The sequence below is a fragment of the Corallococcus caeni genome (assembly GCF_036245865.1).
In the GTDB taxonomy this organism is placed as follows: domain Bacteria; phylum Myxococcota; class Myxococcia; order Myxococcales; family Myxococcaceae; genus Corallococcus; species Corallococcus caeni.
Genome location: NZ_BTTW01000001.1, coordinates 1,144,500 through 1,166,041, shown reverse-complemented (window position 1 = coordinate 1,166,041; position 21,542 = coordinate 1,144,500). Strand labels below are relative to the sequence as shown.

Annotated in this window: 20 protein-coding genes; 8 read left to right on the top strand and 12 right to left on the bottom strand. The window is 71.6% G+C overall.

Going from position 1 to position 21,542, the window contains the following annotated elements; translation table 11 throughout:
- Positions 1–44: 44 nt before the first annotated feature.
- From AABA78_RS04605 to AABA78_RS04595, 3 genes are read right to left on the bottom strand one after another with little or no spacing between them, the layout of a single operon-like run.
- Positions 45–1,049: a fumarylacetoacetate hydrolase family protein gene (locus tag AABA78_RS04605; protein WP_338261809.1), complete on the bottom strand. Its 1,005-nt coding sequence runs from the start codon at positions 1,047–1,049 to the stop codon at positions 45–47.
- Positions 1,046–2,356: a homogentisate 1,2-dioxygenase gene (gene hmgA / locus AABA78_RS04600; RefSeq protein ID WP_338261808.1), complete on the bottom strand. Its 1,311-nt coding sequence runs from the start codon at positions 2,354–2,356 to the stop codon at positions 1,046–1,048. The genes AABA78_RS04605 and hmgA overlap by 4 nt, the downstream gene beginning before the upstream one ends.
- Before the next feature lie 41 nt (positions 2,357–2,397).
- Positions 2,398–2,865, bottom strand: a complete 468-nt coding sequence (locus AABA78_RS04595) for a MarR family winged helix-turn-helix transcriptional regulator (protein WP_338261807.1) — start codon at positions 2,863–2,865, stop codon at positions 2,398–2,400.
- Between the two features lie 104 nt (positions 2,866–2,969).
- Here AABA78_RS04595 and AABA78_RS04590 point away from each other — a divergent pair, with 104 nt between their 5' ends.
- From AABA78_RS04590 to AABA78_RS04570, 5 genes are all read left to right on the top strand, one after another.
- Positions 2,970–3,131, top strand: a complete 162-nt coding sequence (locus AABA78_RS04590; RefSeq protein ID WP_338261806.1) for a hypothetical protein — start codon at positions 2,970–2,972, stop codon at positions 3,129–3,131.
- A 34-nt stretch (positions 3,132–3,165) separates the two neighbouring features.
- The gene (locus AABA78_RS04585) at positions 3,166–3,621 is read left to right on the top strand and encodes a ZIP family metal transporter (RefSeq protein ID WP_338261805.1); all 456 of its coding nucleotides are present in this window, start codon (positions 3,166–3,168) and stop codon (positions 3,619–3,621) included.
- Positions 3,622–3,702: 81 nt separating this feature from the next.
- Positions 3,703–4,308 carry a hypothetical protein gene (locus tag AABA78_RS04580; RefSeq protein ID WP_338261804.1) on the top strand — a complete coding sequence of 202 codons (606 nt, stop codon included), beginning with the start codon at positions 3,703–3,705 and terminating at the stop codon, positions 4,306–4,308.
- Between the two features lie 179 nt (positions 4,309–4,487).
- Complete coding sequence (locus AABA78_RS04575; RefSeq protein ID WP_338261803.1) at positions 4,488–5,459, top strand: M91 family zinc metallopeptidase; 972 nt, start codon at positions 4,488–4,490, stop codon at positions 5,457–5,459.
- A gap of 125 nt (positions 5,460–5,584) precedes the next feature.
- Positions 5,585–7,294, top strand: coding sequence for a tetratricopeptide repeat protein (locus tag AABA78_RS04570; RefSeq protein ID WP_338261802.1), 1,710 nt, complete (start codon positions 5,585–5,587; stop codon positions 7,292–7,294).
- 3 nt (positions 7,295–7,297) lie between these two features.
- Here AABA78_RS04570 and AABA78_RS04565 read toward each other — a convergent pair whose 3' ends face one another.
- The 4 genes from AABA78_RS04565 to AABA78_RS04550 form a co-directional block, all read right to left on the bottom strand.
- Positions 7,298–7,789 (bottom strand): styrene oxide isomerase, encoded by a 492-nt coding sequence (locus AABA78_RS04565; RefSeq protein ID WP_338261801.1) that lies wholly within the window; start codon positions 7,787–7,789, stop codon positions 7,298–7,300.
- A 69-nt stretch (positions 7,790–7,858) separates the two neighbouring features.
- Complete coding sequence (locus AABA78_RS04560; RefSeq protein WP_338261800.1) at positions 7,859–9,256, bottom strand: hypothetical protein; 1,398 nt, start codon at positions 9,254–9,256, stop codon at positions 7,859–7,861.
- 52 nt (positions 9,257–9,308) lie between these two features.
- On the bottom strand, positions 9,309–10,589 hold the full coding sequence (locus AABA78_RS04555; protein WP_338261799.1) for an MFS transporter: 1,281 nt from the start codon (positions 10,587–10,589) through the stop codon (positions 9,309–9,311).
- 11 nt (positions 10,590–10,600) lie between these two features.
- Positions 10,601–11,338: a dienelactone hydrolase family protein gene (locus tag AABA78_RS04550; RefSeq protein WP_338261798.1), complete on the bottom strand. Its 738-nt coding sequence runs from the start codon at positions 11,336–11,338 to the stop codon at positions 10,601–10,603.
- A 208-nt stretch (positions 11,339–11,546) separates the two neighbouring features.
- Between AABA78_RS04550 and AABA78_RS04545 the strand changes: the two genes are divergently transcribed.
- Positions 11,547–12,662 carry an alpha/beta fold hydrolase gene (locus AABA78_RS04545; RefSeq protein ID WP_338261797.1) on the top strand — a complete coding sequence of 372 codons (1,116 nt, stop codon included), beginning with the start codon at positions 11,547–11,549 and terminating at the stop codon, positions 12,660–12,662.
- Positions 12,663–12,674: 12 nt separating this feature from the next.
- Here AABA78_RS04545 and AABA78_RS04540 read toward each other — a convergent pair whose 3' ends face one another.
- Positions 12,675–13,424 carry an AraC family transcriptional regulator gene (locus tag AABA78_RS04540; RefSeq protein WP_338261796.1) on the bottom strand — a complete coding sequence of 250 codons (750 nt, stop codon included), beginning with the start codon at positions 13,422–13,424 and terminating at the stop codon, positions 12,675–12,677.
- A gap of 70 nt (positions 13,425–13,494) precedes the next feature.
- Between AABA78_RS04540 and AABA78_RS04535 the strand changes: the two genes are divergently transcribed.
- Positions 13,495–14,214, top strand: a complete 720-nt coding sequence (locus AABA78_RS04535; RefSeq protein WP_338261795.1) for a hypothetical protein — start codon at positions 13,495–13,497, stop codon at positions 14,212–14,214.
- Between the two features lie 18 nt (positions 14,215–14,232).
- A complete protein-coding gene (locus AABA78_RS04530; protein ID WP_338261794.1) occupies positions 14,233–14,748 on the top strand; it encodes a GNAT family N-acetyltransferase in 516 nt (171 codons plus the stop codon).
- Positions 14,749–14,820: 72 nt separating this feature from the next.
- Here the strand turns inward: AABA78_RS04530 and AABA78_RS04525 are convergent, their stop codons facing one another.
- From AABA78_RS04525 to AABA78_RS04510, 4 genes are all read right to left on the bottom strand, one after another.
- Positions 14,821–17,253 (bottom strand): ABC transporter permease, encoded by a 2,433-nt coding sequence (locus AABA78_RS04525; RefSeq protein ID WP_338261793.1) that lies wholly within the window; start codon positions 17,251–17,253, stop codon positions 14,821–14,823.
- A 181-nt stretch (positions 17,254–17,434) separates the two neighbouring features.
- Positions 17,435–20,161, bottom strand: coding sequence for a PQQ-dependent sugar dehydrogenase (locus AABA78_RS04520; RefSeq protein ID WP_338261792.1), 2,727 nt, complete (start codon positions 20,159–20,161; stop codon positions 17,435–17,437).
- 55 nt (positions 20,162–20,216) lie between these two features.
- On the bottom strand, positions 20,217–20,756 hold the full coding sequence (locus tag AABA78_RS04515) for a hypothetical protein (protein WP_338261791.1): 540 nt from the start codon (positions 20,754–20,756) through the stop codon (positions 20,217–20,219).
- A 99-nt stretch (positions 20,757–20,855) separates the two neighbouring features.
- Complete coding sequence (locus AABA78_RS04510; RefSeq protein WP_338261790.1) at positions 20,856–21,392, bottom strand: hypothetical protein; 537 nt, start codon at positions 21,390–21,392, stop codon at positions 20,856–20,858.
- Between the last annotated feature and the right edge of the window lie 150 nt (positions 21,393–21,542).

The window sequence follows — 21,542 nt, the reverse complement described above, 5'->3', positions numbered from 1 at the left end:
GTGGAACAAGGGGCCCTGACGAAAAGGGGACCCTCCTTCCCCGCCTACTCCCCGACGCCCTGGTCGATGGCGCCGAAGATGCTGTTGCCGGCGTCGTCCCGCATCTCGATGCGGACCCGGTTGCCGCGTTTGAGGAACGGCGTCTTCGGCGCGCCGTCGCGGAGCGTCTCCACCACGCGCACCTCCGCGATGCACGAGTAGCCCGCGCCGCCGTCCCGCACGGGCTTGCCGGGGCCGCCGTCCGGGCCCCGGTTGGACACCGTGCCGGAGCCCACGATGGTGCCCGCGCACAGCGAGCGCGTCTTCGCCGCGTGCGCCACCAGCGTGCCGAAGTCGAACGTCATGTCCACGCCCGCGTCCGCGCGGCCGAAGGGCTCGCCGTCGAGGAAGACCTCCAGGCGGCGGTGCAGCTTGCCGTCCCGCCACGCGGCTCCCAGCTCGTCCGGTGTCACGAACACCGGCGAGAACGCCGACGCGGGCTTGGACTGGAAGAAGCCGAAGCCCTTCGCCAGCTCCGCCGGAATCAGGTTGCGCAGCGACACGTCGTTGACCAGCCCCACCAGCACGACGGCGCCGAGGGCCTGCTCGCGCGTGGCGCCCAGCGGCACGTCGCGCGTCACCACCACGACCTCGCCCTCCAGGTCGCAGCCCCACGACTCGTCGGCGAGCGGGATGGGCTGACACGGCCCCAGGAAGCCGTCGGAGCCGCCCTGGTACATCAGCGGATCCGTCCAGAAGGAGGGCGGCAGCTCCGCGCCACGCGCCTTGCGCACCAGCTCCACGTGGTTCACGTACGCGGAGCCGTCCGCCCACTGGTAGGCGCGGGGCAGGGGCGCCGCGCACCAGGTGGGGTTGAAGCGCTCCGACTTGAGCTCCCCGCGCTCCAGCCGCTCCGACAGCGCGCGAAGGGCCGGCGCGTGGCGCTCCCAGTCATCCAGCGCGGCCTGGAGGGTGGGCACGATGGCGGAGGCCTCCGCGTACCGGGAGAGGTCCTTCGTCACGACGACCAGCCGGCCGTCCCGCCCCACGTCGAGCGACGCGAGCTTCATGGCTGGCCGCCTCCCGTGGACGGCACCTTCGCCTTGGGCAGGTCCGCCCAGCAGGCGTCGTAGTCCGCCTGGAGGGCGGGGCTCTCCATCGCCTGCCGCGTGGGCGCGATGACCCAGCGGGTCTCGAACATGAACGCGAGCGTGTTGTCGATCTTCTTCGGCGTCAGCTCCGCGGCGACGGCCGCCTCGTAGGTCTTCCGGTCCGGGCCGTGGGCGCTCATGCAGTTGTGCAGCGACGCGCCTCCGGGCAGGAACGCGTCCGCCTTGGCGTCGTAGACGCCGTGCACCAGACCCATCAGCTCGCTCATCACGTTGCGGTGGAACCAGGGCGGCCGGAAGGTGTGCTCCGCCACCATCCACCGGGGCGGGAAGATGACGAAGTCGCAGTTCGCCGTTCCCGGCGTGTCGCTGGGCGACGTGAGCACCGTGAAGATGGACGGATCCGGGTGGTCGAAGCTCACCGTGTTGATGGTGTTGAAGCGCGCCAGGTCGTACGTGTACGGCACGTAGTTGCCGTGCCACGCGACGACGTTGAAGGGCGAGTGGTCCAGCGTCGTCTCCCAGAGGTTCCCCTGGAACTTCTGCACCACGCGCGTGGGGCGCTCCACGTCCTCGTACGCCGCGTTCGGGGCCACGAAGTCGCGCGGGTTCGCCAGCCCGTTGGAGCCGATGGGGCCCAGCTCCGGCAGCCGGAACGCCGCGCCGTAGTTCTCACAGACGTAGCCGCGCGCGGGCCCGCCGGGCAGCTCCACCCGCATGCGCATGCCGCGCGGGATGAGCGCGACGTGGCCGGGCGGCACCTCCAGCACACCCAGCTCCGTGACGATGCGCAGCGTCCCGGACTGCGGGACGATGAGCAGCTCGCCGTCCGCGTTGAAGAACGCCGTGTCCGTCATGGACGCCGTCGCGGCGTAGAGGTGCACCGCCGCGCCCGCGCCCTCGGCCGGGGAGCCGTTGCCGCCCAGGGTGAAGAGCCCCTCCAGGAAGGTGGTGGGCGCCGTGGGCATGGGCGCCGGGCTCCAGCGCAGCCGGTTGGGCGACGGAGGCACCTCCCGGAACGGCCCGCTGCGCAGCGCGCGGGACTCCACGGGCCGGTACGCCGGGTGTCCCGCGCTGGGCCGCAGCCGGTACATCCACGTGCGCCGGTTCACGCCGCGCGGCGCGGTGAACGCGGTGCCGGAGAGCTGCTCGGCGTAGAGGCCGAAGGCGACGCGCTGGGGCGTGTTCTGGCCCACTGGAAGCGCACCGGCGACAGCCTCCGATGCGTGCTCATTCCCAAAGCCTGTCAGGTGGCGGACGTTTTCCATGGCGTCCGAAATAGTAACAGATGTAACCAATGCGGCAAGGCTCAGGGGGCGCGCTCGAGGGCCCGGATGGCGGCGCGCTCCACGCGCTCCAGCAGCGAGCGCAGCACCGCGCGTTCAGCGGGTGACAGCTCCGCGAGCACCTCCGCCTCCGCTTCGAGCGCGGCCGGGGCCACGCGCCGGTAGAGCCCGCGGCCGGAGGCGGTCAGCGTCAGGCGCCGCGAGCGGGCGTCGCTCTGGCTCGTGGCGCGCCGCACCAGGCCGCGCTCCTCCAGCGAGCGCGCGGCGCGGCTCACCGGCACCTTGTCCATCCGCGTGCGCTGGACCAGCTCCCGCTGCGAGCGCTCCCCGTCTTGGCCCAGGACGGCGATGAGCCGCCACTCCTGCGTGGAGAGGCCGTCCTCGGCCGCGTACACGCGCGCGATGCGTTGGCTCACCACGTTGTCCGCGACCGACAGGCGATAGGGGAGGAAGTCGTCGAGGGTGAGGCTCGCGGTGCGTGCTTTCTTCATCGGGCCCCTGACTATAGCCAGCGCCGCCCGTCCGTCTGCCCACCCAGGCGGGCGGACGCGGCCCCGTTGCAGGAGCGGCCAGGGGCGCGGACCTTTCAAGCACCATGGCCACGAGCAAGCAGCGCGCCGCCGGGCGCAAGAACATCAAGAAGGCCGCGACCGCCGCCAAGCGGAAGCGCACGCTCACGAAGCTCCCCAAGAGCACCCGCACCGCCCTGGCCAAGCAGGCCAACAAGGTGAAGCGCTCCAAGGCGAAGGCGCGCTGAGCCGGCCGGACGGGCCGACGGGGACGGGAAGGGGATGCCGCTCTGGCTCCAGGCCGGACTGTGGGGGCTGCTCGCCGTGGGCGCGCTGCTCGACGGCATCCCGGAGTCCATCGTCATCGGCGTGAGCCTCATCGCCGGAGGCGCCGTGAGCCTCGTGGCCGTCGTGGCCGTCTTCCTCTCCAACGTCCCGGAGGGCCTCTCCTCCGCCGCGGGGATGCGGCAGGCAGGGCGCTCCAGGGGCTACGTCTTCGGGGTGTGGGGCGGCATCGCGCTCATCTCCGGCCTGGCGTCGCTGCTGGGCTACATCGTGTTCCGGGGCTTTGCTCCCGGCGTGGTGGCGGGCACCACCGCCGTGGCCGCTGGCGCCATCCTCGCCATGCTCGCGGACACGATGATGCCGGAGGCCACCGAGGGCGCCCATGAGCTCACCGGCCTCATCACGGTCGCGGGCTTCCTCGCCGCGTTCATGCTCACGAAGCTCGGCGGGTGACCGGCGCCACGGGGGCGGACTCTCCGGGGAAGGCGTGGGTGCTAGGCTCGCGCTCCCATCCGTCTTCGGAAGGTACCCTCCATGCTGTCGTTGCTCGCCGCCGTCCTGCTGTCCTCCGCGCCCGTGTCCCCGTCGTTGTCGCTGCTGGCGCCCGAGGACGGACCCGCGCACTCCGCGCGGCTGCTGGTGGCGCAGGCCCCCGCGGCGGATGCCCAGGAGGTTCCCTTCCCTGCGTCGTCCTTTCCGGATGGAGGCCTGGACGCGCGCATCCAGGAGCTGACGCAGCGGGTGGGCCTGCTCCAGGAGGAGATTGACGGCATCCGGCTGGGCCGCCCGCGCAGCTCGAAGATCATGACGACCTTCGGCTTCATCCTCGCGGCGGCGCTGATCCTCGGCATTCCGCTGATCATCGACGGCCTGATGGATTCCGGAACGGACCGCGAACTCAAACTCCTCTTCGGCGTGCCTCTGACGGTCGTTGGCGTCGCGGGCGTGGTGATGATCGTCACGGGCTTCAGCCGGGGAGGGCGCATCGCGCGGGAGAACAAGGCCCGCCGCCAGGCGCTCATCGACGAGAAGACCCAGCTGGAGGCGGAGCTGCGCGACCTCCGGGCCCGCCGCGACGGCGCACGGACGCGGCAATGGCAGCCCCGCCCCTCCATCCCCCTCTTCGCCGTGAACTTCTAGGCCGGCCCCCCTGGTGACAGCGGACATCAGGGGCCCGACAGCAGTCATCAGGGCAGGGCCCCGGGGCGCGGGGCAACCCCCTGGAATCACGAGGACGCCTTGCGTCCCCGGGGCGCTCCGGAGGCGGCACGGCGGTTGCTCTAGGGATGGGCACACGTCATCCGCATCCGAGGCCCCCCATGAAGCTGCGCTCCTCCTCCTTCTCCGCGCCGTCCCTCTCCTCCGGTTCCCGCACGCGCAGCCCCAGCGCGCCCCCCAAGCTGGAGACGCCCAAGACGGTGAAGCCGGAGACGGTGTCGAAGCCGAAGGCGCCCACGGCCTCGGAGCTGCAGGCCGGCAAGAACAACCTCAAGCCCGCGGACCACGGCGTGGTGCACCCGGACCTGCCGGGCATCCGGACCCGCCGTGACAGCGGCCAGTCCGGCGCGGACTTCGCGGACTTCACGCAGGACGCGCGCAACTCCACGAACAAGCTGATGAGCCGCCCCGTGGGCAACCAGATGATGACGGAGCTCAACGGCCGCACGCAGCACGTGAACCCCGGCGCGACGGGCACGCCGCAGAAGCCGCTGACGGTGGCGGACATCTACTCCGGCCGCGACGAGTCCATGCCCATGTCGCAGCGCCCGCGCTACGACGGCACGCTCTCGTCCCTGCGCCAGGCGTACCGCTACGACGGCCAGGCCAGCTCGGGGCAGGCCAGCCGCATCAACTACAACGAGAAGGACCCCGGCCAGCGCTTCAACAGCCTGGGCCACGAGTCCGTCCACGCCTGGCGCGCCGCCAATGGCACGCAGGTGAGCCCGCTGGCGGTGAGCAAGCACTCCAACGCGGACGTCTTCAAGCGCTACCCCGACCACTCGGCCGGGATGAAGGACACCGTGGAGACGCGCCTGCAACTGCGCGAGGAGTTCGAGACCGTCGGCCTGCGCCCCACGCCGCGCATGCCCAATGCCCCCACGGAGAACGCCATCCGCGCCGAGCACGGGCTGCCCGCGCGCCAGGACTACTCGGGCTTCCGGCCCGGCGCGAACAAGAACGACGCGAACTTCGAGAACTACGACCTGGGCTCGGATGACCGCGGCCGGTTCCAGAAGCTCATGGGCACGCCCTCGCCGCTCGGGAAGATCGTCGGCGACCTGGAGAAGTAGGCGCTCCGTCGGGAAGGGCCCCGGGCAGGGGTGTCGCCGCCAGGTTTGACACCCTCCCCGGGTTGGATTGCCGCGCGCGCGGCCACCCCCCACCGTTGCCTTGAGATTGCAGGCCGGGGGACCTCATGCGCGCGCGACTCCTGTTCATCCTCATCCCGTCGTTGCTGGCGTCGGGGACGTATGCCGGAGCGCAGGACCCACGCCCGCCGGAGGAAGGCCCGGTCGCGCACGGAGCGCATGGCAAGCCATCCGCCCTTTCGAGCATGACGGCGCTCGCCCAGGGGGCCGTCCTCTTCGACGACCTGGGGAACTTCCAGCGCAAGGTGACCACCCGGTCTCCCGAGGCCCAGGCCTTCTTCGACCAGGGCATGCGGCTCACGTATGCCTTCAACCACGACGAGGCCGCGCGCTCGTTCGCTCGCGCCGCCCAGCTGGATCCGTCCTGCGCCATGTGCTTCTGGGGCACCGCCCTGGTGCTGGGGCCCAACTACAACGTCCCCATGCTGCCGGACCGGGCCGCGACCGCGTGGACCGCCCTGCAACGCGCCCAGGCGCTCGCCCCCTCGGCGTCCCCCGTGGAGCAGGCGCTCATCGGCGCGCTGTCCCGACGCTATGGCGGGCCCGAGCCCCGCACGCCCGACGAGATGAAGCCCTTCTCCCAGGCCTACGCCAATGCCATGCGCGACGTGGCGAAGCGCTTCCCGGATGACCTGGACGTGCAGGTGCTCTTCGCTGAATCGTTGATGAACCTCAACCCGTGGAAGCTGTGGACGCTGGAGGGCAAGCCGGAGCCGGGGACGGAGGAGATCGTCTCGCGGCTGGAGGCGGTGCTCGCGCGCGCTCCGAACCATCCGGGCGCCAATCACTATTACATCCACGCCGTCGAGGCCTCGGAGCACCCCGAGCGCGCGCTGCCCTCCGCGGAGCGGTTGCCGGGCTTGATGCCGAACGCGGGCCACGTCGTGCACATGCCGGCGCACATCTACCAGCGGGTGGGCCGCTACGCGGACGCCTCGGAGAGCAACCGCCGCGCCATCCAGGCGGACAATGCCTATCTGCGCCAGGTGGACCCCATCGGGTACTACCCGATGTACCTCGCGCACAACTGGGGCTTCCTGTCGTTCTCCGCGTCCATGGAGGGACGGCGCGAGGAATCCATCCGCGCCGCGCGCGAGTCCTCGGGCGTCCTGCCGCCGGAGATGCTGACGCAGATGCCCGGCATGGACTTCTTCGCCTCCGAGCCGCTGCTCGCGATGGTGCGCTTCGGCCGCTTCGACGCGTTGCTCGCCGAGCCCCGGCCGGACGCGAAGTACCCGGTGCTGACGGGGATGTGGCTGCACGCGCACGGGCTGGCGCTCGCCGCGAAGGGGGACTTCAAGCAGGCGCGCGCGGAGCACGAGGAGCTGGTGAAGCTGGCCGCGAGCGTCCCCGACACGCTGACCGCCGGGAACAACTCGGCGAAGGACGTGCTGGACGTGGCGGCCCGCGTGCTCGACGCCTCCATCGCCGAGCGCCAGGGCCGCGCGGACGCGCTGTCACGCTGGGACGACGCGGTGCGCGCCGCGGACGAGCTGGCCTACTCGGAGCCCAGTGACTGGTTCTATCCCGTGCGCCACTACCAGGGCGCGGCGCTGCTGGACGCGAAGCAGTACAAGGCCGCGGAGGCCGTCTACCGGGAGGACCTGCGCCGCAACCCCGGCAACGGCTGGGCCCTCTTCGGGCTCATGCAGTCGCTGAAGGGGCAGGGCCGCACGGCGGAAGCCTCCGCCGCGCGCCAGCGCTTCGAGACGGCCTGGGCGAACGCGGACATCGCGCTCACTCGCACGGCCTTCTGACGTTCAGCGCGCTCCAGTCCGGCGAAAGCCATACACCCACGCGCCGGCGGCGACGAGCACGGGCAGCACCACCGACACGGTGAGCGCGCCGAACACGGCGTCGTTGGTGGGCTGCCCGATGAGGTCCACGCCGGACACCCGCAGCCACGCCTTCACGCAGGTGATGCCCCAGTTGGCCCAGTTGGCGACGATGACCGCCCAGGCCAGCCGCCGCTGACCCACGGGGCCGTAGCGGAGCATGGGCAGCGTCCACGCGACGCCCAGCAGGAAGAACGTGCCCATCAGCGCGTTCAGGTGCGCGGCGAGCGCCATGTGCGGATCCGCCGGCACCTTGCCCGTCATCGCCGCGGAGACGTAGCCGCCGGTGAGCAGGCCCACCAGCATCAGCCAGGCCGCGGCGTGGGCCATGAGCCGGGCCGCGGGCTGGACCAGCGGAACGACGGTGGATTCAGGGACGGCGGCGTCGGAGAGGGGACGGGCGGAAGCAGTGCGCATGGTGGGCGGAGCGCCATCCTCGCACCCGGGCGCGCGCGGACGCCAATCACCCCCTCCTGACTCCCAGCGTCAGAAGCGGGCTTGGAGCAGCACGTTGACGCCCACCTCGCTGGCGGGTTGGAGGACTGGCTCGCCGATGCCGGTCACGTCGTCCTCGAAGACGGTCCGGTTGGGGTCGTGGGTGTAGGAGACCTCCGCCAGCACGCCCGCCACCGCCCCCAGGTCCCAGCGGGCCGTGGCCTTCACCGTCACCATCGGCTTCGGGTCCACCCCTTCAGGCAGGAAATCGAGCTGGTTGGGGCCATGGAACACCGCGGTGTAGTTGCGGCCCGGGAGATCCAGTGGCGCGTTCCGGAGCGAGGCGGGCCGGGTGACGCGCAGGAGCAGCCCGGGCGTCAGCCCCCAGGCCTGGAGGTGGTAGTCGCTGCTCAGCGTGCCGGACACCTCCGCGCGCGTCTCCGCGCCGCTCCGGAAGTCCTGGTACGGCGGGAACCCGGGCACGTCCACCTGGATGAAACCCGGCGTGCGGACGTAGGCCAGCGCGTGCGCCCGCCAGAAGCCCTGTTTCACCCGCGCCTCCAGGGCACCCGCACCCGACGTCTGCGTGCGTCCCTGGGGCGGGGCGGTCTCCGGATCCAGCAGGCCCTGGGACACGAGGCTGCCTTCCAGCGACACGGAGGCGCCGAAGCCCCCCGGGTACGCCTCCGGCTGGAAGAAGCGCTCGAAGAAGGTCGGGTCTCCCGTGTAGAGCGTCAGGTCGACGTTGTTCCCCACGGGCTCACCCCGGTGCCAGAGCGCGCCCAGCGAGGCTCCGCGCACGGGGACGTGCAGTTCGACGCCCTGGGGCGCGGCGCCGGGGACCTGCCCCCGGTTCATCACGGTGCCCTTCACGGCGAGCCGCAGCTCGGGCGTGACGTCCAGGAAGCCGCCCGCGAGCAGGGCGTAACGGCGTGAGAAGTCCAGCCGCAGGTCATCCAGCACGTTGGCGGACTTGAGCGCCACGAAGGCGTCCCACCGCCGCCGGGACAGGCGCAGCTCCAGCGCGGACTCGTTCCCGCCGCGGCGGGGGAAGGCCACCCGCTCCCAGGTCACCGGCCAGGTGAAGCCCATGTAGAGCCGCGGCGTGGTGATGGGGTGGACCGCCACGGTCAATCCCTCTCCCGCCTCCCATCCCGAGGGCCGGTAGCGCAGCCGGAAGTTGCTGCCGAAGTCCTGCAAGGCAATGCCCTGGGTCAGGGCCGTGGAGAGGAAGAACGACAGCGTGGCTTCCGCACGCAGGCCCGAAGCGAGCTCCGGCGTATGGCCTTCCAGCGCCGCGTGGAAGCTCGTGGCCGAGCCGTCGGCGTCGATGTCCTCGTCGAAGGCGTAGAAGGACAGCCGCGCCTGGAAGGGCGGCTCGGTGGGCGTGGGTTCGGACGTCTGTCCCAGGCAGAGCAGCAGGGGCAGCGTCAGGAGTGGAGCCGTCATGGGCGCGCGCGTCTAGCACGTCTGCCCACGACTGGCATTTCCACCCGGTGTCTCAGGTGACGACGTCGATTCGGCTGTGGCGCCGGGTGTCTGGCATCACGGTGTAGACGAGCAGCGAGCAGAAGATGCAGGCCGTGACGTACCAGAAGAACCACGCCTCGTGCCCGGCCAGCTTCAGGCGCGTGCCCACGTACTCGGCGGTGCCGCCGAAGAGGGACACCGTCAGCGCGTAGGGCAGCCCCACGCCCAGCGCCCGGATGCGCGCGGGGAACAGCTCCGCCTTCACCACCGCGTTGATGGACGTGTAGCCGGAGAGGATGATCAGCGCGGCCAGCACCAGCAGGAACGCGGTGAAGGCGTCCCGCGTCCGCGTCAGCGCGGTGAGCAGCGGCACGGTGCACAGCGTGCCCAGGATGCCGAACCCCATCAGCACCGGCCTGCGGCCCACCCTGTCGGAGACGAAGCCCAGCACCGGCTGGAACAGCATGTAGAGGAACAGCGAGCTCGCGGAGATGAGCGTGGCCTCATCCCGCGTCAGCCCCACGGAGTTCACCAGGAACTTCTGCATGTAGACGGTGTACGTGTAGAAGGCCAGCGTGCCGCCCATCGTGAGCCCCACCACGACGGCGATCTCCTTCGGGTGGCGCAAGAGCTCCCGCATGGGGTGGTGCTCGGACGGCTTCGCGGCCTCGCGGGTGAAGGCCTCCGTCTCCACCATGTTGCGCCGCATGTAGAAGCCGAAGATGGCCAGCGCCGCGCCAATGCCAAACGGGATGCGCCAGCCCCACGCCTCCAACTGCGGGCCCGTCAGGAGCAGCCGCTGCAACACCAGCAGCGTCAGCGTGGCCAGCAGCTGCCCCAGGATGAGCGTGACGTACTGGAAGGAGCTGTAGAAGCCCCGGTGTTGGGATGTGGCCACCTCGCTCAGGTAGGTGGCGCTGGTGCCGTACTCGCCGCCCAGGGAGAGCCCCTGGAGCAGCCGTGCGAGCATCAGCACGACGGGCGCCATCACGCCGATGCGCGCGTACGTGGGGCACACGGCGATGACCAGCGAGCCCAGGCACATCAGCGTGACGGACACCGTCAGCGCGGACCTGCGGCCCCGGAGGTCCGCGTAGAGCCCCATCAGCCAGCCGCCCACCGGCCGGATGAGGAAGCCCAGCGCGAACACCCCGGCGGTGTTGAGCTGCCGCACCAGCGGGTCCGCGTCCGGGAAGAACGCCTGCGCGAAGTACAGCGAGAACGCCGAGTAGACGTAGAAGTCGTACCACTCGATGAGGTTGCCCACCGAGCCGCCGAAGATGGAGCGCAACCGCTGGTGCATCGCGGACATCGGGCTTGCGCTCAGGCCTTCAGCGTGCGGCCGAACAGGTCCACGATGCGGCTCCAGTGCGTCTCCGCGACCTCCGCGTTGAACGCGGGCGTGCCCGGCACCGTGTAGCCGTGCTGCGCGCCGGGGTAGAGCTCCGAGCGGTGCTTCACGCCCGCGTCCTTCAGCGCCGCCTCCAGCGTGCGGATGGCGTCCGCGGGCATGCTGTTGTCCTGGTCCGCGTGGCCGAAGTACAGCTCACCCTTCACCTGGTTCACCAGGCGGTGGGGGCTGTCGGGCGCGTCCGTGGCCAGCCGTCCGCCGTGGGACGAGGCCACCGCGGCGATGCGGTCCGGGAAGTCCGCGCCCATGCGCACGGCGATGCCGCCGCTGAAGCAGTAGCCGGCCACGCCCGCCTTCGGCCCCTTCACGAAGGGCTGGCGGAAGAGGAAGTCCAGCTCCGCGCCCGCGTCCGCCTTCAGGCGCTCCGGCGTCAGCGCGCCGATGAGGCCGTAGACGCGCTTGCGGAAGGACTCGTCCGCGAAGGTGCCCTTGAGCTCCAGCTTCGACGCGGGGGCTTCCCGGTAGAACACGTTGGGCAGCAGCACGACGAAGCCGGACTTCGACAGGCGCCGGGCCATGTCCTCGAAGGCGGGCCGGACGCCAAAGGCATCCGTCAGCATGATGACCGCGGGCCACGGCCCGGTGCCTTCCGGCTGGAACAGCTTCGCGTCCATCACTCCATCCGCGGTCTTGATGTCGACGTCCTGCATGGCGTGGGTGACCTCCAGCGCGGGCGGTACGTGGGGCCCGGCAGGAGGGTGACACCACACGCGCTGGCGATGCGCCATCCGTTTCGCGCCACGTCCCCACCTCCCCGTGCGAAACGGACAGTTGCTTCCTCGCGAGCCGGGAGGTGTGTCCGTGCGGGCCTCCTGGCAAAATCGCGCGCAGTTGGCGGAAGCAGGAGGCAAGGTGGGCATGCATCGCGAAGGCGCGGCCGTGGTCCGGACCCTGGTGCTGCTGGGCGTGCTGTGGGGCGCTGGCGCGCGGGCGGAGGTGACGCGCGCGGAGTTCCTGGTGCCTTCGGAGGAGGGCATCGAGGTGTCCGTCCGCGAGGTGAAGGACTCCGGCATGCAGGTGGCGAACCTTCCGCCGCTCGTCCTCCTGCACGGCGCGCGGGTGCCGGGGCGCGCCTCGTTCGACCTGCCGGTGGAGGGCGGCTCCATCGCGGCGGAGCTCGCTCGGGCGGGGCACGCCGTGTACCTCATGGACGCGCGGGGCTATGGCGGCTCCACGCGGCCCCTGGCCATGAGCACGCCCGCGAAGGGCCGGCCCCTGGTGGGTTCGCACGAGGTCGTCCAGGACGTGCACGCGGTGGTGGCCTGGGTGAAGGCGCGCACGGGGCAGCGCCGCGTGGGGCTGGTGGGGTGGGCCACCGGAGGGCACTGGGCGGGCATGTACGCCAGCCTCCACCCGGACGACGTCAGCCACCTGGTGATGCTCAACGCGCTGTACGCGGGCAGCGCGGAGCACAAGCTGCTGGGCAGGGGCACGGACTTCGAGGATCCGAAGCGGCCGGGGTGGTTCAACGCGGAGGGCATGGGCGCGTACCGGTGGAACACGGGCGCGTCGCTGATGGCGGTGTGGGACCGGCAGCTCCCGGCGGAGGAGGCGGAGCGGGCGAAGTGGCGCGATCCGGAGGTGGCCGCGTCGTTCCAGCGCGAGGCGCTCGCGAGTGATCCGCTGGGAGCCTCGCGCACGCCGTTCGCCTTCCGGGCGCCGTCCGGGGCGCTGGAGGACAGCTTCTACCTGGCCACGGGCCGGCAGCTGTGGGACGGGGCCTCCGTCACGGCGAAGGTGCTCCTCCTGCGCGCGGAGAACGACTTCTGGAGCCGGCCGGAGGACGTCACGCGCCTCCAGGAGCACCTGAACCACGCGGCCAGCGTGAAGGCCGTGGTGCTGCCGGGCGCGACGCACTTCGTGCACCTGGAGCGGCCGGAGCGGGGCCGCCGCCTCCTCATGGACGAGCTGCTGCGCTTCACCGGCGCCCGCGTCACGCCCGCGCCGAAGCCCTTGAAGCCGGTCCAGCCGTGAGGTGGGGCGCCGCTATCGCCGGGGCGTGTCGGGCCCGCCCAGCTCGCGCGTGAGGGTGACGGGGCTCACCCCGGTGACGCGCTTGAAGGCCACGGAGAAGGCACTGGGCGTCGTATAGCCCACCCCCAGGGCGGCCTCCGTCACGCTGATGCCCTCGGCGAGCAGCTCCGCGGCGCGCGCGGCCCTCGCGGCTCGCAGCCATCCACCCCAGGTGTGCCCCGTGTCCGCGCGGAAGCGCTGGGTGAAGGCACGCCGGGTCATCCCGGTACGCAGCGCCGCCCGGTCCAGGTCCGGCGCCGCGCAGAGGTCTTCCGCCACGCGTGCGCACAGCTCCAGCAGCCGCGGGTCACGGGGCAGGGCGGGCCAGGCCAGCACGGGCAGTCCGGTGAGCAGCTCATCCAGGAGGAGCGCCGCCGCCAGCTCCCGCCGCCGTGCACGGCCCGCCGTCAGCTCGGGGAGCGTGGCGAGGAGCAGGGGGCTCGTCGTGAAGCGGCGCGGCCGCGACGGCAGTAGCGCGGAGGCCCCTTGCGCGATGAGGACGCCCCGGAAGGCCGTGGGGGAGAGCGCGGTCGCCGCGTGGGGCTGTCCCGGCGGAACCCAGACCGCCTGCCCCGGCTCCAGCCACGAGGACCGGTGCCCCAGCGTGAGCTCCATCCGTCCCTCCGTCGCGACCAGGAGCTGGCCCTCGCCGTGAAGGTGCGACGTGATGTGCTGACCCGAGGCGTGGTCGTGGAAGTCTGGCGCGACGGTGGAGTCCTTCATGGGCCCGGTCTCGAATGTGCGCCGCCCGCGCGCGAAGGCGGGTGGGGCCCCGGGAGTCTACCTTCGCGCCATGCCCCATGCCCTTCCGGCCGAAGCCACGTCCGGCCCCAACGCCCGTTCCCTGGAGGTGACGGGCGCCGTCGTCTTCGGGCTCTACGTCCTCGCCCAGCTCGCGCAGAGCGTCATCCTGGCCCGGGCGCCGCTGGAGTCGGACACCGCCGCGACCTTCGCGTTCGCGCTCTCTTCCTGGGACCGGTTCCGGGCCGCGAGCCTGCTCGCGTGCTTCATCTGTCTGCCCGCGGGCTACGCCGCCGTCCACCAGCGCCTGGGACGCCAGGGAGGCTGGGCGCTCGCGGGCCTGATGTGGATCCTCGTGTTCCTGGCCGTGGAGATGGCGGTCCGCTCGTGGGAGTTCGGCGTCGTCGCCTCGTGGCAGCGGGACTGGCTGGCCACCACCGACGCCGCGGAACGCACCCGGCTCGCGGGCCAGGTGAATGCCTTCTCACAAGGCGTGGTGGCCCTCTACCTTCCCCTGCTGGCCGCCCATGCGCTGGCGTCCGGAGCGTTCGCGCTGGCATTGCGAGGGCGCGACCGCTGGAGCCAGCTGGCCCGCGTGGGCTTCGCGCTCAACGCCTTCCGCGCCTTCCTCCGGCTGGGCGCGATGCACCTGGGACTGGAGGGGCTGGCCCCCGTCGCGAGCGCCCTCTACCTGCCGCTCACCGTGTTCCATGGCCTCGCCGTGGCGGCGTGGCTGGCGGTGCCTTCCCGGCCGCCACGCTCCGGGCCATGAGCCGCTAGACTGGCGCGGATGATTTCCATCCGGAGACTCGAACAGGGGACCCCCGAGGAGCGGCAGGCGCTGGCCGAGCTGCTCATCGATTCCGTCGAAGGAGGCGCGTCGGTGGGCTTCCTGCCGCCGCTCTCGCTGGACGCGGCGGCGGAGTACTGGCGGGGCGTCCTCGCGGCGCTGGGCCCGGGGCTGGTGCTCTGGGTCGCGGAGGTGGATGGGCGCATCGACGGCACCGTGCAGCTCGCGCCGTCCCTGCGTCCCAACGGGCTGCACCGCGCGGAGGTGCAGAAGCTGCTCGTGCATTCGCGAGCCCGGGGACAGGGGCTCGCGTCACGGCTGCTCCAGGAGGTCGAACAGTTCGCCCGGGGACAGGGGCGCACCCTGCTGGTGCTCGACACGCTGGCGGGCTCGAAGGCGGAGGCCGTCTACCGGCACTTCCAATGGCAGCGCGCCGGAGAGATTCCGGACTGGGCGCGGCACACCGACGGTGAGCTGCACCCCACGGTCCTCTTCTTCAAGCGCCTCACCCCGTAGCCCTCACGGCGCGCGAGGGCAGGGCGGGTCGTCAGGGCAGTGGCCGTCGGTGTCGCGCGCTGACTCCTCCGCTCAGTCAGCCCGGAGCACGACCGCGGGGGGCACGTTCGCGGCCCTCCGCGCGGGCAGCAGCGCAGCCAGGAACGCCACGACGCCGAGCACCGCCACCACCAATCCATACGTGAGCGGATCCGTGGGCCGCACTCCGTTGAGCAGGTGCGACAGCGCGCGGCTGGCGCCCCATGCGAGCCCGAGCCCCAGCATGAGCCCCACCGCGGTGAGCCGCAGGTAGTGGCTCAACACCATTCCCATGAGATGGCTGGCGCGTGCTCCCAGTGCCATGCGGATGCCCAACTCGCGCGTGCGCTGCACCACCGCGTAGGCCACCACCCCGTAGAGCCCCACCGCCGCCAGCACCAGCGCCACCCCCGCGAAGAGGCTCGCCAGCAGGAGATAGAAGCGCAGCGGCGCCACCGTTCCATCCACCACCGACGCCAGCGTCCGCACGCTGCCCACCGCGAGGTTCGCATCCAGCGCCCGGACCTCCGTGCGCACCGCCCTCGCCAGCGCGAGGGGCTCTCCGGAAGTGCGAAGCACCAGCGTCATGTCCGTGGTCCGCGCCTGCTCATAGGGCACGTACACCTCCGGCGCGGCGGGCGCCGCCAGTCCCTCCGTGGCCAGGTTCGCCACCACCCCCACCACCCGGCCCCCGAAGGCGCCGTTGCCCAGGTCCATGTCCGTGTCCACGGTGCGTCCCAGCGGGTCCTCTCCCGGCCAGAAGCGCCGCGCGGCCTCCGCGTTGATCAACACCGCGCGCCCCCCAGCGCCCCGGTCCTCCGGCAACAGCCCCCGGCCTCGAAGCACGGACACGCGCAGCGCCTCCAGCGCCCCCGGTGTGATGATGCGGATGCTCGCCTGCCAGGGCTCCGTGCCCGGCGGCACCGGCCGCTGGGGGTCGCGCACCGCGAGCGTCCAGCGCTTCCCCTCCATGGGCAGGCCACTCACCGCGCCCGCCGCCTCCACGCCGGGAAGGGCTCGCAGCCGTTCGAGAAGCCCGTCGTAGAACGCCGCGGGCGCAGCGCTGCCCATGGCATAGCGGATGGGCGGCAGACCGAGCTTCGCCGTCAGCACGCCCTCGGACTGGAAACCCGGGTCGATGCGCCGCAGGTGCACGAAGCTGCGCAGGAGCAGGCCCGCGCTTACCAGCAGCAACACCGCCAGCGCCGTCTCCGCCACGATGAGCGCCGCGCGCGTGCGGTGGTGGTGCGCGGCGCCTCCAGCGCCCTCGCCCACGGTCCGCAGCACGCGCGCCAGCTCCACTCGCGACGTCTGCCACGCGGGCACCATGCCGAAGAGGAGCGTGGTGAACACCGACAGGCCCGCGGTGAACGCCAGCACGGTGCCGTCGAGCGACACCTCGTCGATGCGTGGAATGTTCCGGGGCCCGAACGCCGCCAGCGCATCCAGCGCCCACATGGCCGCGAGCAGCCCGCCTACGCCGCCCAGCACCGACAGCAGCGCGCTCTCCATCAGCAACTCCCGCGCGATGCGCCCCCAGCTGGCGCCCAATGCCAGGCGCACGGACGTCTCCCCCTCGCGCGACGCGGCCCGCGCCAGCAGCAGGTGCATGAGGTTGGCACAGGCGATGAGCAGCACCAGCCCCACCGCGCCCAGCATCACCAGCAGCGAGGGGCGCACCTGGCCCAGCAGCACGTCGCGCAGCAGCTCCACGCTCGCGCCCATGTCCGCGTTCGTCGCCGGGTACCGCGCCGCCAGGCTCCGCGCGACCGCCGCTGCATCGACCCGCGCCCCCTCAAGGCTCACGCCCGGCGCGAGCCGCCCGTACACCTCCAGCCAGTGCGCGCCGCGCGCCTCCGGCTTCGTCATGGACTCGTCCTGGACGAGCGGAGTCCACAGCTCCGCGTGCGAGGGGAAGTCGAACCCCGGCGCCATCACGCCCACCACCATCCACGGCAGGGACCCGCCCAGGTTCAGCGCACGGCCCAGCACGTCAGGGCTGCCCCCAAAGCGGCGCTGCCAGAGCGCGTAGGACAGCACCGCGACCTGGGGCGCTCCTGGCCTGTCATCCCCGGCGTGAATCGCGCGGCCCAGCTGCACGCGGGGCCCCAGCACCTGGAAGAACCCGGCCGTCACCAGCCCGGTCTGCACCTTCATGGGCGAGGCCTCCGTCCGGTCCGCCCCGAGCGTCACCATCGCGGGCGCCACGCCGGCGAGCCCCTCGAAGGCCCGCGTCTGTTCGCGCAGGTCCATCAGGTCCGGCGGCGAGGTCGGCCCCGGACCCTGCCGGCCCACGCTGAACAGCCGCACGAGCCGGGCGTCGTCGTGCATGGGCAATGGCCGCAGCAGCACCGCGTGCACCACGCTGAAGATGGCGACATTGGCGCCAATGCCCAGTGCCAGCGTGGCCACCGCCACGAGGGTGAAGGTGGGACTGCGGCGCAGCCGCCGCAGCGCGAGCCGGAGGTCCTGGAGGAGGGAGGCCATGGCGGACGTGCTTGAGCATGGCGCATGCCATGGGGCCGGGACAGCCACTCCCAGGCGACAGGTGGGATGAACACACCACGCCCCTGACCGGCGCTGGGAATCCGCATCCCGTATCCGGACACGAAGAACGGCGGGAGGGCGTCCAACACGGGCGCCCTCCCGTTCGTGTTTCAGCGGCGGCTCATTCCGCGCGCGACCGCTTGCGACGGGTGGCCAGCGCGACCAGCGCCAGCCACGCGAGCGGGGCCACCGGGGCCGCGCCGCAGCCGCAGCCGGAGTCCTCCTCGGGCTGGGGATTGCTCGTGCCCGCGTCGGTGCCACCGGTCCCCGCGTCCGTGCCGGCATCCGGCTCGCAGCTTCCGTCCCCGACGCAGACCGTCACCGTGGCCTCGGCCGCGACCCCCAGCGTGTCCACCACGACGAAGCGCACGGTGTGCGGGCCCGGCGCCAGTCCCGTGGTGTCCCAGCGGTTGTGCTCGCCACCGAAGTGGAAGTGGTTGTCCGAACGGATGTCTGTGTATTCCAGCGTGCCGTCCACGTAGAACTCGGCGCGGGTGCAGCCCACGTCGTCCACGCAGTCGCCGAAGAACTCCGCCATGGCGCCGGACACGCGCTCGCCGTGGGTGGGACGCGTGAGGACGGCGCGCGGCGCCTCATCCGCCTTCGTGGTGATGCTGAAGGTCTGCTCCGCGTCCGGCGGCACGCCGTTGGCCACGCGCACGTGCACGTCCACGGTGCCCGCCGCGGACGGCGTCCAGGTGATGAGGCCGGTGGCCGCGTCGATGCTCATGCCCTGCGGCAGCGCGCCCTCCAGCGAATAGGTGGGCACCGGCCTGCCCACCGCCTCCACGTCGTAGCGGTACGCGGTCCCCACCACGGCGGTGGTGACGGGCGTGGAGGAGATGGCGGGCGCCAGCGGTTCGTCGTCCGCCTCCACGGCCTCCAGCGTGCGCGCGTCCAGGCCCGGCATGGCGACCGTGATGGTGGCCACTCCGTCCACGTTGTCCGCGTCCTGCGCGGCCTGGAGCGTGACGGTCTGAGGCGTGCTCCAGTTGGAGACGGTGAACGTGAGTGTGCCCCCGGAGGCCACGGTGAGGTCCGCGTCTCCCTGGGTGCGCGCCACGGTGACGGTGACGGTCGATGGGGGCTGGCCGGACAGGGCCACGGTGAAGGGGGCGGTGCCGCCCTCGGGCACGGAGACGCGGGCGGTGGACAGCACCAGCCGGGGCGAGTTGTTGTCGATGGTGGTGGCCACCACCGCCTCGTCCGCCAGCCCCGCCGAGGACACGGTGAAGGTGGCGGTGTCCGCGACCACGTCCGCGTCCTCCGCCGCCTCGAGCAGGACGACCTGCGGCGCGCTCCAGTTCTCCGGAGAGAAGGTGAGGGTGTCACCGCCCAGCACGCGCAGGTCCTCGGAACCGCCCAGGGCCCGGGCCACGCGCACCGTCACGGGCGCGGCCGGCGCCTGGGCCAGCCGCACGGTGAAGACCGCGCGGCCTCCCTCCATCAGGCGCAGGTTGAGGCCCGACACGACCAGCTTCTGGCCGGTAGCCGCGGGCGTCACCCGCCGCACGACGCTGGCGGTGTGCCCGATGGCGTAGAGCGCGCCGTCCGGGCCCACGGCCATGTCCACGCTGGAGGAGAAGCCCGTCCCCCACGCGTCCACCGTCGCCACCGAGTCATCCGCCGCCAGCGTGGCGCGCGTCACCTGGCCGGAGTTGTAGTCGCCGAAGAAGTAGTTGCCGCGGTACTCCGGCGGGAAGAGGGTGGCGTCGTAGAAGGTGCCGCCCGTGATGGAGCCGCCCAGGGCCTGCGTCGTCGCGGTGCCCCCGCCGCTCGTCGCATCCGGCAGGCCCGGCTGGGCCACCGTGAAGGTGGTGGTGCCAGGCGCGTTGTTGGCGCTGGCGACGTAGAAGGTGCCGTTGAAGCTCGCGTCCGTCACGCCTTCGAAGGTGAGCCGCTCCCCCTTGCGAAAGCCATGCGCCCCCGTGGTGGTGAAGGTGGTGACGCCGCCGCTGCGCACCGCGCCCGTGGCGGTGAGGTTTCGCGTGTCCACCCCGTTGGTGCGGTACTTGATGACGGGGGTGATGGAGTCGTTGGTGACGGGCTGGTTGTTCTCGTAGTCGTTGTAGCCGGCGTGGCTGCGCCGGTTCACGACGAAGACCTGCTCGTAGTTCGTGCCCACGCCGTTGACCCACAGCAGGCCGTTGACGGGCTGGAACGTGAAGGTGAACGGATTGCGCAGTCCGCGCGCCCAGACGTATTCGCTGTTGGGGCCCACGCCGTCGTTGAACGGGTTGTCATTGGCGGGCGTGCCGTCCAGGTTGGCGCGGCTCACCTTGGCCGCCATCGACGTCAGGTCCGCGTCCACGCCGGTGCCGTTGCCCAGGTCGCCTATGGACCAGTAGAGCTTGCCGTCCGGGCCGAAGCCCAGCCCGCCGCCGTCGTGGTTCTGGCCGTTCGTGGGCAGCTTCGTGACGAGCTCCGTGCGCGCGATGCCCGTGCCGTTGGAGTCCGTGTATCGGACGATGCGCTGCTCGGAGGCGGAGACGGTGACGAAGAAGTAGACGTACCGGTTGACCACGTAGTTCGGGTCGAAAGCGATGCCGATGAGCCCGCACTCGCTGTTGGTGTAGACCGAGGGCTCCGTGGCGAACGTGCGGGTCACCAGCGTGGAGGTGCCCGGCTGCGTCTCCAGCGCGCCGTCCTTCAGGGCCACCGTGCGCACCACGCCGTTCTTCAGCGTGATGAACAGGCGCCCGGAACCATCCGGGGCCCACGCCATGCCCGTCGCGGCGGACAGTTGGTTGGAGGAATAGCTCGTTTCCACGAAGCCGGCGGGCACCGCGGCCCGGGCTGGCGAAGACATCATCAGGAACAGCAGTGAGGCCATGAGGGGGGTACGCATGGCCCCGAACCTACCGCACCCGCAGTGGGGGCCGAGGCCCCACGCGGAGGAATCCCTACCGCGTCGCGGTGAAGTTCCGCTTGATGCTGCACTTCGGGATGCCGGCGTCACTGTCGGGGTAGACCGTCAGCGCATACTCGCCCTCGATGCTCGCGGGGGCCGAGGCCTTGTCGGGCGCGGGCGCCAGCATCCGCGCCTCGAGCTGGACGGAGTAGTAGCCCTTGTCGTCCGGGAGGGGCTGATTTCCGTAGAGGCTGAGGTCCAGGCGGTACTCGCCGAAGTAGAGGCCGGTCAGCTCCACGTCATTGAGCGTCGTCGTGACGGTAGGGTTGTCAAAGGCCAGCACGAGCGGGCCCGTGGGCAGTCCCAGCCCCAAGGCCTCGCAGTCGGCGCCGGGAGGCGAGCTGTCCGTGAACTGGAGGTGATAGGAGCCCGCGATGGCGCAACCGTCCTCACATTCGGAGGGGCCGCTGTTACAGCCCGGGTTCCCCAGGCCGCTGCCCATCGTCATCATGCCCACGGCGAGCAGCACGGGAACGCGGAGGAACGTCATGGCCTTCGAGGAGCGGGCGCTGCGCGGGGACTCGGTGTGCATGGAAGACTCCGGGGGAAGCGGGGAGGCGTGAGGATAGCCCAAACGCCTGCCCGCCTTCGCACCCGGAGTCCGTCATGTTTCACGTCGCGGTGTCACGCGCTACAGCGTGGCGTTGCCGGACACCACCGCCGTGAAGGCGCAGGGGATGTTGCTGGAGAGCGTGGTGCAGGAGGACGGCTGCGCCGGGGTCCACGTGGTGGCGTTGAGCTTGATGGCCGCCTGCGCGCGCTGACGGTAGACGCCCGCCGCGTAGGGCGTGGGGTTGGCCGTCTGGCCGCCGAAGTCGGTGTTCGTCTCCGGGTAGCAGCTGCGGCTGCCCGGCAGCGCCGTCCAGGTGACGGTGCCCGTGCTGCTCACCGACCGCTTCTCCACGGTGGAGCAGACGTAGATGATGGGGTAGTCCTGGTCGCAATCCCAGACAGAGGCCTGAGCGCTGATGGGGCCTCCCACGTCATACGTGTAGGGCGTCGTCGCTTCGACCACGCACGTCGTACCCGGGATGGCCTTCGTCACTTCGGACTGCACCTGCGCGACGTCGCCTCCGGCGGGCGCCGGCTCCTTGGCCTCCGGCGCGGGACCACAGGCGCTGAAGGCAAGGGCCACCACAGCGAGGCTGCACGTCTTGAACTTGAACATGGGGGAGGGTCTCGAGGGGAAATGAGGCTGAAGGTGCTGTCGCCCCCACCGTTGGAATCCCATGCACCTCCATGGGTTCCAGGTGAAAGGCGACTAGCGTGTCAGCAAGGTAAATCCTCTAAAGCCCTGTCGTCCACCCACGCGTTGCGA